This is a genomic window from Falsihalocynthiibacter sp. BN13B15 (genome assembly GCF_041205415.1).
GTDB lineage: Bacteria > Pseudomonadota > Alphaproteobacteria > Rhodobacterales > Rhodobacteraceae > Falsihalocynthiibacter > Falsihalocynthiibacter arcticus.
The window spans coordinates 1-15,183 of sequence record NZ_JBGFCE010000016.1 but is presented as its reverse complement, the minus strand read 5'-3'; the positions used below and the strand labels follow the sequence as shown (position 1 = coordinate 15,183).

The window sequence follows — 15,183 nt, the reverse complement described above, 5'->3', positions numbered from 1 at the left end:
ATGCCCCAGCATCTTTCAAGCGTTCAGATCCCCAACGGTTACAACTAATGTTTTCTATAGTTGAAAGGAAATACGTACATGGCTGATAATGCTTCGAATGTGAAAGAGGCCGATGGGTCCGCGCAAAACTTCTTTCTGGCAAAGGGGTATAAATACTTCCAGACCGTACCCCATTTTGACGATACAGAAAACGAAGACGACTGGCAGGACGAGGTGTACGGGCATGCCTCACGAGTGGCCCAAGAGTATAAAGCCGAACGAATACTTGATATGGGTGCCGGTTCAGGTTTCAAACTGCTAAAGTATTTCAAAGATTTCGAAACGCTGGGATTAGAAATCGGATCGACCCTGGAGTTTCTCAAGAAAACCAACCCTGAAAGACAATGGGAATCCGTTGATGCATTTCCAGAGACATTACCGGCATGCGATTTATGTATTTGCTCTGACGTCATCGAGCATGTGTGCAGACCTGATGCGTTTTTGCTGAAAACGCCTATATCGAGCGTTACAACCGCACTGTACGTGGCGAGTGGCTCAGCCAATACATCTTTGAAACCATCGAAGAGGCACAAGATCAGGCCACGAAATGGCTCTGGACATACAACAACGAGCGACCCAACATGGGCATCGGCGGCATCACACACGCCATGAAACTGAAAATGGCCGCGTAAATTCTACGGCTGGACCCCATTAAAAATGGGGGGATTACTGGGTCAGCACTGATCGGCACCCAAATCACGATTAAGAAAAACACGACCCGTGGGGTCCATCCCAACAAAGGTACGAAACGCGACATAGGATTACCCTCGGTCTCTGACGCGCATGATTGTTTGCCTGCTGGTTTCGAATTCGCATGCGATAGCTGAGATTGCCTCGCCGTTTCTGATTTTTTGCTTCACTTTATCTTGTTGATCCGGCGACAGGGCAGATGGCCTTCCCAGGGGCGTGCCTTAAGCTTTGGCGCGGGCGAGACCGGATGGCGTGGCGATTACTTACTGCCTGAGCACACCCCAGACGCAGGTACTATAATTTCCGGTATGGAACATCTATTATTGTGGTTCTCGAAGGGACCATAATTTGTTTTTTAGCGCAGTAACCATGTCTTTTTGCCACGTCATGGGGAGCAATGTATCAAGCACATTTTGAGCCTGATCGTGCTTACCAATACTTGCGAGATGTCGCGCTAGAGTGGTGTGATTACCAATCTGATAAGGGGCCATCTGAACAATATCAAAAAGGCACTGTACCACAAACTCTGGATCAAAGTGTTGATTACCAGCATCTGAAACGATGCTCAACGCAAGATATTTATTTGCGGCAACCCCAGATGTAGTTGTTTTTATGACCTTGTCTTGCCAGCCATGCATGCCCCGTGGATCCCCGTTTTCACCTAATTCAACGAAACCGAGCGCATGCAAACTTAGCTTAAGGTCGTCAACTTTGCTATATTTTCCATTCATGTGTGCAAGCATATCGGTTAGAATGGGTGTTTCAGCGGGGAGCTCCAAAATGCCTCCAGGCGCATCATTAACGTTCATAATTTCTGTCGAGTAACCAAATGTTTTGAAGTCTTCCTTATAGAGGTCAACAATGATCTCATGTGCTTCATCGCATATAAATTCGCTAACTTTTTTGCGGGCATCAGTGCCGTGTGGGGATCTATTTAAAAAGAGCGAAACCCCATCTAGGCGGTCACAAATACTGCCTTGCGTCTTATCAAAACTTTCCAAAAAATGGGTTTCATGAATAGGCAAGTATCCTGCGTACAAATTTGCAATTTGGGGTCTCCAATGTTGATCAAACAGTGAATCACTGTTCTTCAACAACCGCAAAAAACCTAAAAACGTGAGGTTTTGTTGTGGATCTAGATCATGCTGCCAAAAAAATTGTTTCTTCAAGATATTTTCTAGCCGCATTTTATCCAAAAAAGCAGACAAGGTTCGCGTAAACGGATTTCTTACAACACTGAACGAAAATGTATTTTTATCCGAAATACGGCTGAAATCCTTGCACCAAATTTGGTTGGCCCCGTGCACTAATTTTGGGTCTAATTTTTCGCCTTTATATAATCCCTTCTCCTGTAGCGCAGATTTGATCAAGGTGCTTTTGATTGTCGAACAACCCGCCTTTGCATTGTTCATATATATAACGTCGTGAGATGCCTCATAGACAATACTCTGCGCCAAAACAGAACGCTGCATACAGGCTTGATAATTAGTCATATAGTTCTCGATCCGGCTGTTGCTTGATTTTTTTAGTGATTCTGCATTTTTAATCACTTCACATTTGTTCGAATAACTAGTCTCGGCATTTATTGCAATTTACCTGCGCCTAAGGGGTGGTTTTGAACTTGTAAAACGGCTGAAGCATGGACCAAATTACTCATACACAGAAGATCGGACACTCTCTTGGCTCTGGAGGAGCTATATCCCTACCCTCTTAAAAAATGCCTAGGAATTTCTAGCGTAGCCTTTGATCTGTGATCGCCTCTAACGCTGTTCTATAACAGATGCTCCATACCGGAAACGCTAGTGCCTGCATCTGGGATATGCTCCGGCGGTAAGTAATCGCCACGCCAAGCTATACCCATTACCTGCATCGTTTCATATATTTTTGTCTGCCAGCCAGCATTAGCGTAATACTGTAAACCTCGCGCCACGTCTGGGCACGTTAAATCATGAAACATAACCGCCGCCGTACTGGCCATTAAAGGCTCCACAGTACAGGCATCATCCAAAGGTGCCGATCCATCATGCAGGCCGTCAATGAATGCAAAGCTCCATTTTGTGAGCGGCAATGCAGAATGAACTAGGTTTACAATCCCTGGTGAAAAGCCGGCGTGCAGTCGCGGTTGGTTGTCTGGTACGGAATGATTGAGATTATCCTGCACGGCTTCTAAATGAACTGCATTACCTAAGGCAGGGTCAATAACGTCCAAATCAAGACCAGCCTTCAAAAGATGCGCAGTAGAAAAGGCTAAATGGCACCCTATTTCAAGGCCCCGCTTCCCCTCAAACGGAAGTGCGGCATTATACAAAATGGCCCCTTCATCCACAGAAAGAACACCGATATTCGGCTTCTCAGAACGCTTATCGGTGCGCCAAATATGTGGCACATCGCGACGCAGGTATTTCCATTTAACTGGCATCGGATCAGTTGGTTCAAGAAACTGGAATTGTCCGACAAGGTCGGGATCCTGCAACCCTTCAGAAATGTAATCATGGCGTTCTAGGTTTTGCAAATAAGGAGCGGCCTGGCCCTCTTTGAAGGCCGGTTTTACAAACAGTCGTCCAGTATAATCTAGCGGGGTCAGAAAGTGTGTGTGCCCCGCGGCTTTTTCCGTTTTTAGAAAGGCATCCACTGCTTTACGTGCACCCTGCCAGTGCCCGTAGTCATCAATTATAATCACACCGAGCGGACTAACCTTGGGGTACAGGTGGATAAGTTCCGCTTCGGTACTATCAAAAAAATCAGTATCCAAGCGAAGTAGGGATATCTTAATCTGTTTGTCATCTGGTAGCGTCTTACAGACATCGCCTTTCACGTAGCGAATAAGATTGCGTGGATAACCCGAAGAAATCATATTCTTGCGAACACTTTCAATGTCGTACACGGCGTGGGTCAAGCCATCCAAGGTTTCATCAGCCATAATTTCAGCCGCTGCACGCCCTGATGGGTCGCGGTCATCGTCTGTGGGAGGTGTCATGCCTTCAAAGGTGTCGAACAAATGAATTGCGCGGTTGCTCACCCCACGATCCAACAAAGCCAGTGCGATTATCATCGAAGACCCGCCTCGCCAGACTCCACACTCTACAAAGCCTCCTTGAATGTTGTTGTCTACAACATAGTTAACCGCTTCATACAGCGCATAGCCTCTATTGCGGGACGTCATCGTGAACGGTTTAACTTTTTTCCAAATAATCTCGAAGGGTTCAGGATATTTCATGGGTAATTTTTCCCTACATTGAAATGACGGAACTGAAGTACTGGATTTCCTAACTATAGGCTTGAAAAACACGTTGTGAATTCTTGATTAAGTGGTTTCCCAAATATTTTGAAGAGAGGCGCGCAATTCGTGCCGCGGCGCCCACCCAATTGCTGTGTGGATAGCATAAGTATCAAGTACTACACGCGCTACATCCGTGGGCCGTGGCGGTAAATGTTGCACAGCTATAGACCTGCCGCTGACCTCCTCGACCAGGTCCAGCAATTCTTGAACCGACGAGCCCACACCAGAGCCCACATTCCAGATTTTACCACTACTTTTTTCCGGGTTTTCAATCACATCCATAATCGCCTGACAAAGATCACGTACGTCGAAATAATCGCGCACTGCCGCACCCTGGCCGATCATAGGAAAGTCGCGACCTTCGCGGGCGGCTCGCATGAGGGCACCGACCACCCCCTGACTTAAACTTACCTGCCAGTTACCAATAGGATTGGAAGGGCGCAAAATCGCTGCGCTCAGGCCCTGAGTCCGCGCCATGAAAGAAATTGAATCTTCCGTCATTTTTTTTCCCAACCCATAGGGGGAAATCGGATTGAGGGGGCTGTCTTCTGGAATTTTGTCGAATGTCGTTTCGCCATAAATGGCCCCACCAGATGACAAATATATGAAATTCGCCTGCGAGTGATGAGCAACTGCCGTCATGATCCGCAAGGCTGTTTTGACTGTTTCACTCGCTTCGCGCCATGGGGATTCCGAATTGGAACTCGGTGTGCTGGTGGAGGCAAGGTAAACAACAGTTTCAATGTCGAAAAGAGCAGATTTTGGATCTGCCAAAAATTGCTCTAGGCTCAGCGCATTCGTCCCAGATGCATGCGCTTCCAGAAATCCCACATCGGGGGTACGCGAAACAACGCGAATAGATATTCCCCTAGCATGAAGATAAACTGCAAGGTTTTTTCCAATAAATCCAGTGCCCCCTAAGACCAAAATCATTGGCGGCTGCCTGTGCTGGAATACATCGAGTGGCCGTAATCCAGCAGCGGATGCCTGCGAGTAAGTGACTTGTTCGCCGCAGCTTTTACGGTCTGTGAGCTTTCCTGTCGCCTCTTAAACAACACTGTTTTTGGCACAACCTTGTGAATATAACCTGCCGCAACCGTTTCGCAGTTCCAGTGCCAGTCTTCAAAGGCATAGCCACCGGTCATATCGCGGTCACAAAACGGAATTTCACGATAAATCTTCGTAGGACAGACACATAGCGCATCCCAGTAATTGGCGACGCGCAACACCTCAAGCCGGAAGTCAGGGCTTTCCTGATCCACATGAGTAAAAATTGTCGCCTGACTTTCGAAGAAGTAGTTGTACTCAGGATGTGCAATATGAGTCTTGGGGCTATTTTTTAGGAACGTGAGCGCCTCTACCAGCCAGTTTTCTGACCAAAGGTCATCGGCGTCCAAAAACGCGCAATACTTGCCATTAGCCTTGGCTACGGCACCATTGCGGACCTTACCTTGATCTGCCACGTCATAGACATCAACCGCCACCGCATCCTGCTTATAGCTATGAAACAGCTGTTCGGTCCGCGTATCTGGGCGGTCGAGACACAACAGCGGCTCAACCTTGAAGCCCGCAGCTCGAGCCGCCTCAATAGCGGCCCAGAAAGAGCGCAACGAGGCGACGGCAATGTGCCCCTCGCGATGGCCCGTAATGATGCATGTCAGATCACAATTCATAAGTGGTCACCATTTTTTTGATGCTATTGATATAGTCCTCTGGCGCGAATTGATCGGCAATGCGGGTTTGCAATGATCGCGCCCGCACCTCGGCCCTTTCAGGGTTAGAGGCCATTTCTGTCAGTGCCGCGCTATAACCGTCTACATCTCTGAAATCATCAATTAGCCATCCGGTTGTATTATCAAGCAATTCTGCAATTCCGCCTACATTGGGAGCAACAATCGGCAATCCAGCGGTAGCCATGTCCAACAGGATCGTGGGTAATCCGTCCCATTGCGCAGTATACAGAAAGCCCGTGTAGGGAGTGTTTAGAACATCTTGAAGGTCGGAATAGGTGCCTTTAAAATTGATATTCTCAGGCGGATCATATTCGCCAAATTCGGTCTTGCCCAGAACCGCCTTACCGTACACATCGAATGTCATGCCCGGGTTTGCCCTTGCAATAGCAATCAAAATGTCGACACGTTTTTGCGGATCGAACCTTCCCGCCCAGAGAAAATGTCCTCCCTCATTGCGGCGCGCCTTACGGCTGGTAATCGTGACTTTGTCGGAAATTGGGGTGTAGAGCGGTACGACCTGCGCTCCTTCCGGCAATAGGTTAAATCCCAGCCGATCCGAGATATCATTTGCCAAAGCTTTTGTATCGGTCAAAAGCAGGTGGTGGTAATCTGCCGTTTTACGCATCCACTGGATAGGATACCCAACGCGGTCCCCTTTGATATTTTCGTCCGATGTGAATAGATAAGTCACTATTTTGAATTCGTGGTGCAACTGCCTCCCAAAGAGATCAATTGCCTCCCACATTAGACGGCTATTGACGTTGATGATCGTTTGACAAGCCACCCCGCGCATCACGTCTATTAGCGCACGGATTTTCTGCTCAGGACCAAGGTTCGCTATTTCTTTGGATACGTCTAAAACATCCAGTTTATCCGAGAACCAGTCGATGTACTCTTTCTCCGAACTATCTGTGGTAATCACCAAAATTTCAGATGGATCGCGCACTTGCGCTAGAGCATTGGCAAAGATGGATGCGACGCGGCTGGCACCTGACATGCGCACATGCGGAACAGCCACAACATATCTATAGGTTTTACCTCCCACTTTCGCACGTAGCCTTTCTACCGCACCCGCCGCAGGCAGTGTCCACTTTAGCGGCGAGGTAATACGCCGAGGCGTAACAGGCTGGGCAACCATCGGCTCCAAAAGCTTGGCTTTGGCAACCTGTGCGCACATCTCCGCATCGTTCTCGAAAAGATCAAGGATTTTTACGTCCTCTACTGTCGCAGATGCTCGCCTTTCACGCATGCCGTGCTTAAGATAATGAAGATAGGGGTTCAAACTTTTAAGATGGACATCTTTATTATTACGCAGGTAGTAGGAAACGGAAAAGTTCGGATTGGGATCGCGCATTTCGATCCATCCCAGAGTCATAAAATGTAGCAATGGATCGGTCGCGCGCTTCATCACTTCTGGATTTTTTTCAGCATAATAGTTTGCGTCAAAATGCGCCCCGACAATTTGTATGTCTTCCTTGCTAGGCATATTAGACGCAATGATCACGGGCCGCCGACCGTGTTCATCTTCCATATATCTATCTGCCCAATACATCACACTATCATTGCTCAGAGTATGCTTTGGATTGTCCAATTCTACGTTTTCCTGGCAAGCGAGGAAATGTAGAAATGGATTTGTGGCAGATCCTTTCAGATCGGGGTTGCGCTGGACGTAATCGACAGGATCGAACCAATTATTAGGACGGCGGTTTTCGCGCCATCCGTACTTTTCATAGTGCTCCAGAATATCCATATTCGAGGCAGCAACGTCAGGGTTTTGTGATAGATAATAGGGAGCATCAAAACCTTGAAAAAAGCGTGCCCTCTTTTTACTATTAATTTTGTTCGAGGCTAGACTTTTCTCGGCCGGCGCGGTTCTATGTGTGTTTTTTGCAGCTTTATTTCGGTTAAAAAATAATTTCATATTTTATTTGCCAAGTTTTTTATCTAGGGGATGGGCTTGCGTGCCATTTTACGTTGCAAATGTCCACCCCCTCCCTTTTTTGCCTCCAATCCATACATTGGGGTGTCCGCGGCAAGAAAGCATTAGCCACTTTGGGGTCTTTTCCGGTTGAGGGCAAAATGACACTCCAAGGGCTTTCACCGCTTTTTTGTCAATAGCAGAGTAAAAAGGGAGCAGGATAATCCCCCCGACCGGAACAAACTCGGCTTTCTATCTCTAATGTTTTGATTTATCTCTAAACGTCCAATCCGATGTTTATTTTTTTAAGGGAAATACAATGAAAGTAGTAATCCTTGGCGGCGACGGTTTCTGCGGGTGGCCAACCGCCTTGCACCTGTCCAATCTCGGCCATGAAGTTATTATAGTCGATAACTTGAGCCGGCGGGAGATTGATATAGAGCTAGAAGTCGATAGCCTGACGCCCATTCGCCCCATGGGTGAACGTCTTCGTGTCTGGAAGGAGCTCACAGGCAAAGAGATTAAGTTTTTCAATTTTACTGTAGGAAAACAATACCATCGGTTGTTAACACTATTGCAGGATGAAAAGCCCGACGCCGTTGTACATTTCGCGGAACAGCGAGCGGCCCCCTATTCTATGAAATCGAGCGCTCACAAGCGGTATACGGTTTCCAATAACATCAATGCCACCAATGATACGCTGGCAGCTATCGTAGAATCTGGCCTGGATATTCACCTGATCCATCTAGGTACAATGGGTGTTTACGGCTATGGTACGGCGGGTATGAAAATCCCCGAAGGGTATCTTAAAGTCAAAATGGATACACCGGCTGGCGAGAGCGAACAGGAAATTCTCTATCCAACCAACCCTGGGTCTATATACCACATGACCAAAAGCCAGGATCAACTGTTGTTCGCATTCTATAACAAGAACGACGCGGTAAAGATCACAGATTTACATCAGGGCATCGTCTGGGGCACCCAAACCGCAGAAACCAAGATGGACGAACGGCTGATTAATCGCTTTGACTATGACGGCGATTACGGCACCGTTTTAAACCGCTTTATCATGCAGGCTGCCGTGAACTATCCGATGACGGTGCATGGCACAGGTGGACAAACGCGAGCTTTCATTCACATTCAGGACACTTGTAGTTGCATTGAGTTGGCCCTCAATAATCCGCCACAGCCTGGTGAGCGTGTGAGCATACTGAACCAAATGACCGAAACCCATCGGGTCCGTGATCTGGCACAGATGATAAACACCTTGATGGGGGCAGAAATTGCCTATCTCGAAAATCCCCGCAACGAAGCCGAGGAAAACGAATTGCATGTTGTAAATGACCGGTTTCTTGGATTGGGGCTGGAACCCAAAAAACTCGAAGGCAGCTTGATGGAGGAAGTCAAAGAAATCGCTGAGAAGTATTCTGAGCGTTGCGACACTACCAAAATTCCTTGTGTATCAACTTGGCGCTGACCAATTAATTTAAAGCCATCCTCCGCCTATTTTTTGGGGCGGGGGTCGGCTGTAGTCTTGAAAACATAGAGCCGCATAGTGAAAAAATCCCTCTCCAAATTCCATAGTTTTTTGGCAAAATCCTTGATGCAATTGGGACACGCCAACAAGGCTTTGTCCGTATTGGACGCGGCGTCTGGTTTGGCACCGCAACACGCCAACCTTTATTTCATGGCGGGAAATCTGCTCGCTCAGAAAAAAAATCTCGGAAAAGCTGCTCATGCCTATCGGCAGGCTATATCGCTTAATAGTGCGGTTGAGAGCTATCACTTAAAACTGGCTCATGCGCTTATTGGGGAAGGCCAATCTGAGCCCGCAATTGCGTCTTTGAAGGAAGCCTTGCTCATTGAACCTCGCAATATGATATCCGCCAGGACTCTGGGTTTTCAGTATCAGAAAACTGGGCAGCTTGATGAAGCGGAAAAAATGTTTCGAAGGGTACTTACCAAACACCCAAGCGCGCCCGTCGTTACGAGAGCACTTGCCGATGTTCTTGATTACCAAGGTAAAAACGCGGAGGCCATTGCGCTTTTAAACGGCGAGTTGGCACGAAACAATAACCAAGCTGACCTGCACGATAGATTAGGTAGAATTTTGGCGATGACTGGGCAGTTAAACGCAGCAGATACCGCGTTTGAGCAGGCAAAAATTATTGATTGCGAAAATCTTTCCGCAGATAGTGCTCCGTTTGACACAGCAGAGTTGGCTGTGCAGGAGATTGAACGCTTCTGTGACGAGAAGGCTAACACTGCGGTAGACATTCAGCAGTGTCTTCGTGTGCTCACGCGCCCAGGTGCGGACGGGTGGGCGCACGACGTGATAAAAATATTAGCCTCCGAGCCGCAAAAATTAGCGCCGGGAGATGAAAGCTGGCCTGTTGGGCGAAACAGAGCTGATTATACACATATTTCTGTAACTCCTCGACCTGGCACGGAAAATAATCCTCAAATTTCGATAATAATTCCTGTCTACGAAGTTGGCCAGGATAAATGGCTACGTGAGTGTATAGAGAGTATTCTGATCCAAGACCGAGGCGAAGACTGGGCAGAGATTATCGTTGTAGACGATGGGTCTAAAAGCCCAGTTGGTGGAGACATAGCCAAAGAATACGGACCTCGTGTCAGGTATCATTACAATTCACCCAACCTTGGTCTCCTTCCTAATCACAACAATTGTTTGAATATGGCTCGTGGTGACTTTATTCATTTTGTTCATCAGGACGACCTAGTTGAGCCTGGGTTTTATGACGCTGTCTTAGATCCTATGCTAAAGCAAGATGACATTGTTGCTTCTTTCTCTGGCTGGAAAAATGTCGATGCAAACGGAAACATCTCCGGCCTACGGCGAATAGAACGTTTACAAGCGGGGTGTTACCCCAACCTTTTGCAGCGATTAGGAGTCACTACGTGCTTGATGTTTCCTGCAATCATTGTTCGTCGGTCCGCCTATGAAAAAGTGGGCGGGTTTTCACCGTCGTTTGGTTTTATCTTTGATTTGGATATGTGGGCGCGCTTGGCGGCGCTTGGCCCAGTTTGGTATGAGCCCAGACCTTTGGCAATTTACCGGGGGCACGATGGATCGGCGACCCATACCTTTTCCAAACTGGAACAATTGATTGACCGGATGCGTGTAAGAGGAAGAATTTTGTCAAATTTGCCCCCTTCGCTTCGATATACAACTGCGCGAACAGGGTTTGATATTTTACTTCAAATCTGCTGGTGGTCGCTTTTGGTAGAACCGGACAAGTTTGAGGACGCCGATTTAAAACGGACCCTAGATTTCTTGACCCAGAATTGGACTACAAAAGAACAAAAAAATCGGATAGAAAAATCAATACTACAGCGGCGTGTATGTTAAATGTATCACCGAACAGGGCCGTTTAGGAAAAATTTCATTGCTCTATATGAAAGATAACTATCATGGCTGAAAATCCGTATAGTCATTTACCTGACAACCGCTTCTGGAAGCGCGCTGTTGCGACTAAATCTCCATTTAAACTCTCAGAACTCTACACTAAAAAATTTACCATTAGCAGAACCGATTACATTGCAACCGCTGGAAGCTGCTTTGCGCAACACATCGCTAAACGGCTCCAAAATAGTGGTTATCTGTATGTGACCTGCGCCCCAAGTTTCCTCCAGCTTGCGCGGAGTCCTTAGGGTTAAATCTTTGACCTCATGCAGCCATCTTGTTCATCGCTTTTCTCTGCAGAAATTCCATCTGTCGGCGTTAGGTTCGCCAAACCTGAATGTGGCCTGCGCCAGTTGTAGTCCTCCTGCCATTCTTCCAGTGTGACGCTGGGTCATGAACTCATAATAGAGGAGTGAAGTGGTCCGGCCAGAGCTATAGCCGAAAGTTGGTGACGGCTTGATCAGGCGGTGTCTTTAAATTGCTTGATCCCTTCAATGATCTCAGGCATCCGTGTCAATAGCGGAGTAAAAAGGGACGCTAGATTTCTTGACCCAGAATTGGATTACAAAAGAACAAAAAGACCGTGAAAACAAATCGACATTACAACGGCGTACGTGAGGAACATCCATAGTAGTTGCCAATTAGTCGAAGAGTTGGATCACTACTGCCAAATCGCCTCAAAATTAGTTCTGAACTTGGAAATTTTTGGATCAATTAGGGAAATAAAATTCAATGACCACAGCTAATACGTCGCATACAATTATTTTTGTCGGAGGAGCTCCGCGCTCTGGCACTACGATTACCCATCAACTACTCTGCACCTCTGAGTTGACCAACAAATATATTCCAGAACCTCTTTTTTTACGGTCGATTGTGGACTCTTATTATCTAGGCGTTGAGAATTGGGCCAAGCACACTAACCCATTTTTCGCAGAAAATGAGCATTTTCGAGCGCATCTCGCAGGCCATCTTTTGGCATCTATCAATCATATCAGCAATACTGTGAAGAACCCCCCTATCCTCACACTCAAGGATCCGCTTTTAACGCCGGGATTCCCAGCGTTGCGTTACTTGTGCCAGCCTCACGCAAAATTTGTTACTGTCATTCGTCACCCATATCATGTGGTTAGGTCCCGCCAAGAGGTGATGCACAAAATGAATCTACCCTTTGACGCCCAATCGGTGCACGCACTGGCAACGGAATATATGAGTACCTATCAACATATTGATAAGGACCCATATTTGTCTGAAGTAGAGTACTATTTTAAGTATGAAGATCTGATAGCCCCAAATACCATTGAAGAGTTGCGTCAATTTACCGGACTTTCAGATATTAGCGTAGAAAAAATAGGGGTGAACGAGACTTTTCTGGACGATGCATGGTTTTCGCCTAAGTATGGAAGCAAACTTGACACCCTTAATCGCCTAGATCCGTTGGCACCAGAATTCCGAAAGATTGTACGCGAAATTTGTGCGCCAATAATGGAGCGTTTTGATTATAGGGACGACATCTAGCCATCGGTCCGCGACAAATGCTAATATTAATTTCCCGCGCTGCGGCCTTATTACCCCGAAAATTAAGTGGTATCAAAAATGAAGATAGAGAAAACTGAATTATCAGATAATGTTATTATCACGCCTAAACGTTTTGGCGACCATCGCGGTTTTTTTAGTGAGAGCTTTTCTCAACGTGACTTTGAAGCTGCTGGCTTGTGCTATACGTTTGTCCAAGATAATCATTCATTGTCGTCCCAAGTAGGAACCGTTCGCGGGCTTCATTTTCAATCACCGCCGCATGCCCAAGATAAATTGGTGCGGTGTAGCAGGGGAAGGTTGTTTGATGCGGTTGTTGACGTCCGCAAAGGGTCTCCCACATATGGGAAATGGGTGGGAGAGATTCTCAGCTTTGAAAATGGGAAGCAATTGTTGGTTCCTAAGGGCTTTCTTCACGGATTTATGACCCTGGAGGCAAATACTGAGGTCGTTTATAAATGCAGCGACTATTATGTACCTGATTGCGATGGATCAGTCCGGTGGAACAGTTGTGGCGTAGCATGGCCTATAGATACTGCGGTGCCGGTGCTTTCGGAAAAAGACACGACGGCACAGGAGTTTGTCTCCTTTGACAGCCCATTTGATATGTGAACTTCGTCCTTGTTCCCGGACATTGGGGTACTTTACCCTCAGGTTTATCTACGCCGCGAAAAGTGGCTCAATCCCAGAAACATCAACCACTTTAGACGCTACGGACATGTCATAGTTGGTTTGCATGTTCATCCAGTAAACTGGGGTCGTGTTGCATGCGCGGGCAAGGCGAAGAGCCGTGTCCGGTGTCACGCTGGTCACCCCCTTCACAAGCCGCTCGATCCGCGTGCGGGGAACGTCCAGACGACGTGCAAAAGCAATCGCCCCCATGTCCAGAGGATCGAGGTAGAGTTCTTTCAGGACTTCGCCAGGGTGCATTGGCTCTTTAAGCAGGCTCATAGTGCTTCCTTTTAATGATAATCGATGAACTCAACATCGGTGGGGCCCGGTGTTTGTCAAACAAGTTGTCCGCCGATTTCATGCAGCGTCTCTAATTTCAGGGACGCTAATTTCGTTTTCGGGGTTGAGCCAGACTGGTCCGGCAGGTTGCCAGTTTCGGGTTTTTCCTGACCAGCGCTGCGGGTTTTGCGCCCGAGCAGTTGCATAGAGAATGGCACGGTTTGCCAATGTCTCGCGATCAATTCCGCCGTGGCGCGCGTTGGGCGTGACGAAGCGGATTGCGCTGTGCAAGTGTTCGTCGTTGTACCAATCGGCGAAGGATTTCACCCAAGCTTGCGCATCGGCTTTGCTGGAAAAACCTTTGCTTGGCCAGTTTGGGCGGTATTTGAAGGTCCGAAACAGGGCTTCAGAGAATGGGTTGTCATTGCTGACGCGCGGGCGGCTGTAGGACGCCGTGATGCCCAGCTTTTCCATAGTGGTTTTCATCGTGGCACCTTTCATGGGGCTGCCGTTGCGGTGTTTGTCAAACAAGTTGTCCGCCGATTTCATGCAGCGTCTCTAATTTCAGGGACGCTAATTTCGTTTTCGGGGTTGAGCCAGACTGGTCCGGCAGGTTGCCAGTTTCGGGTTTTTCCTGACCAGCGCTGCGGGTTTTGCGCCCGAGCAGTTGCATAGAGAATGGCACGGTTTGCCAATGTCTCGCGATCAATTCCGCCGTGGCGCGCGTTGGGCGTGACGAAGCGGATTGCGCTGTGCAAGTGTTCGTCGTTGTACCAATCGGCGAAGGATTTCACCCAAGCTTGCGCATCGGCTTTGCTGGAAAAACCTTTGCTTGGCCAGTTTGGGCGGTATTTGAAGGTCCGAAACAGGGCTTCAGAGAATGGGTTGTCATTGCTGACGCGCGGGCGGCTGTAGGACGCCGTGATGCCCAGCTTTTCCATAGTGGTTTTCATCGTGGCACCTTTCATGGGGCTGCCGTTGTCGGCGTGCAGCACCAGCGGACGCATGAGGCATCCTTCAGCCATTACAGCCTTCCTAATCAGTGTCGCAGCATGCTCTGAACTCTCACGATCATGGACCTCCCAGCCGACAATCTTGCGGCTGTAGATATCCAAGATCAGGTAGAGATAAAAGAACATACCCGCGACTGGCCCAGGCATCCAGGTGATGTCCCAAGTCCAGACCTCGCAGGGCGCATTTGCCCGGTAGCTGGTGGGTGGTTTGCGTTTGGTGGGCGGTTTGGCGCGGCCCCGATGATGCTGCTGCCCCTCTGCGCGCAAGATGCGGTAGAAGCTTGATTCAGAGGCTAAATATCGCCCTTCATCCGCTAGTTTAGGCACGATTTGACTGGGTGGAAGGTCGGAAAACTCCTTTGAATTACAGGCTTCCAGCACGGCTGCGCGTTCAGTCTCGCTTAACTTATTAGCCGGTTCCGGACGCTGGACGAGGGGGCGTTGATCCGACCGAACCACACCTCCTTTTGTCCAGCGTCGAAAGGTGCGCTCACTGATTTGAAGCACGCCGCACGCTTTGAAATGCCGTGCACCAGCCACGACAGCCTCGTTGATCAGATCAACGGCGGTTTGGCGATCTAGGGTGCTGATCATGCGTC

General features: G+C 48.1%; 13 protein-coding genes and 2 pseudogenes. 5 read left to right on the top strand and 10 right to left on the bottom strand.

The features are described from left to right. Window positions 1–485: 485 nt before the first annotated feature. Window positions 486–671: pseudogene (locus AB9F26_RS19415) on the top strand (integrase core domain-containing protein); the annotation flags it as partial. A gap of 129 nt (window positions 672–800) precedes the next feature. On the opposite strand, the gene AB9F26_RS19410 reads toward AB9F26_RS19415, so the two are convergent. The 6 genes from AB9F26_RS19410 to AB9F26_RS19385 all read right to left on the bottom strand — a co-directional run bounded on the left by AB9F26_RS19410 (window position 801) and on the right by AB9F26_RS19385 (window position 7,663). Continuing rightward, window positions 801–941 (bottom strand): helix-turn-helix domain-containing protein, encoded by a 141-nt coding sequence (locus AB9F26_RS19410; RefSeq protein WP_369768862.1) that lies wholly within the window; start codon window positions 939–941, stop codon window positions 801–803. Window positions 942–1,049: 108 nt separating this feature from the next. Beyond that, window positions 1,050–2,279, bottom strand: a complete 1,230-nt coding sequence (locus AB9F26_RS19405) for a sulfotransferase family protein (protein ID WP_369768801.1) — start codon at window positions 2,277–2,279, stop codon at window positions 1,050–1,052. A gap of 221 nt (window positions 2,280–2,500) precedes the next feature. After that, complete coding sequence (locus tag AB9F26_RS19400) at window positions 2,501–3,946, bottom strand: TylF/MycF/NovP-related O-methyltransferase (protein WP_369768800.1); 1,446 nt, start codon at window positions 3,944–3,946, stop codon at window positions 2,501–2,503. Window positions 3,947–4,033: 87 nt separating this feature from the next. Then, entirely contained in the window at window positions 4,034–4,942 is a 909-nt protein-coding gene (locus AB9F26_RS19395) for an NAD-dependent epimerase/dehydratase family protein (protein WP_369768799.1), read from the bottom strand. Next, window positions 4,939–5,682 (bottom strand): glycosyltransferase family A protein, encoded by a 744-nt coding sequence (locus AB9F26_RS19390; protein WP_369768798.1) that lies wholly within the window; start codon window positions 5,680–5,682, stop codon window positions 4,939–4,941. Before AB9F26_RS19390 ends, AB9F26_RS19395 begins: the two co-directional genes overlap by 4 nt. Beyond that, window positions 5,672–7,663: a glycosyltransferase family 4 protein gene (locus AB9F26_RS19385; RefSeq protein ID WP_369768796.1), complete on the bottom strand. Its 1,992-nt coding sequence runs from the start codon at window positions 7,661–7,663 to the stop codon at window positions 5,672–5,674. Before AB9F26_RS19385 ends, AB9F26_RS19390 begins: the two co-directional genes overlap by 11 nt. 316 nt (window positions 7,664–7,979) lie before the next feature. On the opposite strand from AB9F26_RS19385, the gene AB9F26_RS19380 reads away from it, so the two are divergent. After that, window positions 7,980–9,137 (top strand): NAD-dependent epimerase/dehydratase family protein, encoded by a 1,158-nt coding sequence (locus AB9F26_RS19380; RefSeq protein WP_369768794.1) that lies wholly within the window; start codon window positions 7,980–7,982, stop codon window positions 9,135–9,137. Between the two features lie 78 nt (window positions 9,138–9,215). Further along, window positions 9,216–11,033 (top strand): glycosyltransferase, encoded by a 1,818-nt coding sequence (locus AB9F26_RS19375; protein WP_369768792.1) that lies wholly within the window; start codon window positions 9,216–9,218, stop codon window positions 11,031–11,033. Between the two features lie 304 nt (window positions 11,034–11,337). Here the strand turns inward: AB9F26_RS19375 and AB9F26_RS19370 are convergent, their stop codons facing one another. After that, complete coding sequence (locus tag AB9F26_RS19370; RefSeq protein ID WP_369768861.1) at window positions 11,338–11,466, bottom strand: integrase core domain-containing protein; 129 nt, start codon at window positions 11,464–11,466, stop codon at window positions 11,338–11,340. Window positions 11,467–11,819: 353 nt separating this feature from the next. Here AB9F26_RS19370 and AB9F26_RS19365 point away from each other — a divergent pair, with 353 nt between their 5' ends. Continuing rightward, entirely contained in the window at window positions 11,820–12,602 is a 783-nt protein-coding gene (locus AB9F26_RS19365; protein WP_369768791.1) for a sulfotransferase, read from the top strand. A 78-nt stretch (window positions 12,603–12,680) separates the two neighbouring features. Then, entirely contained in the window at window positions 12,681–13,232 is a 552-nt protein-coding gene (gene rfbC, locus AB9F26_RS19360; RefSeq protein WP_369768790.1) for a dTDP-4-dehydrorhamnose 3,5-epimerase, read from the top strand. A gap of 48 nt (window positions 13,233–13,280) precedes the next feature. Here rfbC and AB9F26_RS19355 read toward each other — a convergent pair whose 3' ends face one another. From AB9F26_RS19355 to AB9F26_RS19345, 3 genes and pseudogenes are all read right to left on the bottom strand, one after another. Then, window positions 13,281–13,571: a HigA family addiction module antitoxin gene (locus AB9F26_RS19355; protein WP_369768789.1), complete on the bottom strand. Its 291-nt coding sequence runs from the start codon at window positions 13,569–13,571 to the stop codon at window positions 13,281–13,283. A 78-nt stretch (window positions 13,572–13,649) separates the two neighbouring features. Next, window positions 13,650–14,084: pseudogene (locus AB9F26_RS19350) on the bottom strand (integrase core domain-containing protein); the annotation flags it as partial. 32 nt (window positions 14,085–14,116) lie between these two features. Further along, a partial coding sequence (locus tag AB9F26_RS19345; protein WP_369768788.1) for an IS3 family transposase occupies window positions 14,117–15,183 on the bottom strand: 1,067 nt, incomplete at its 5' end.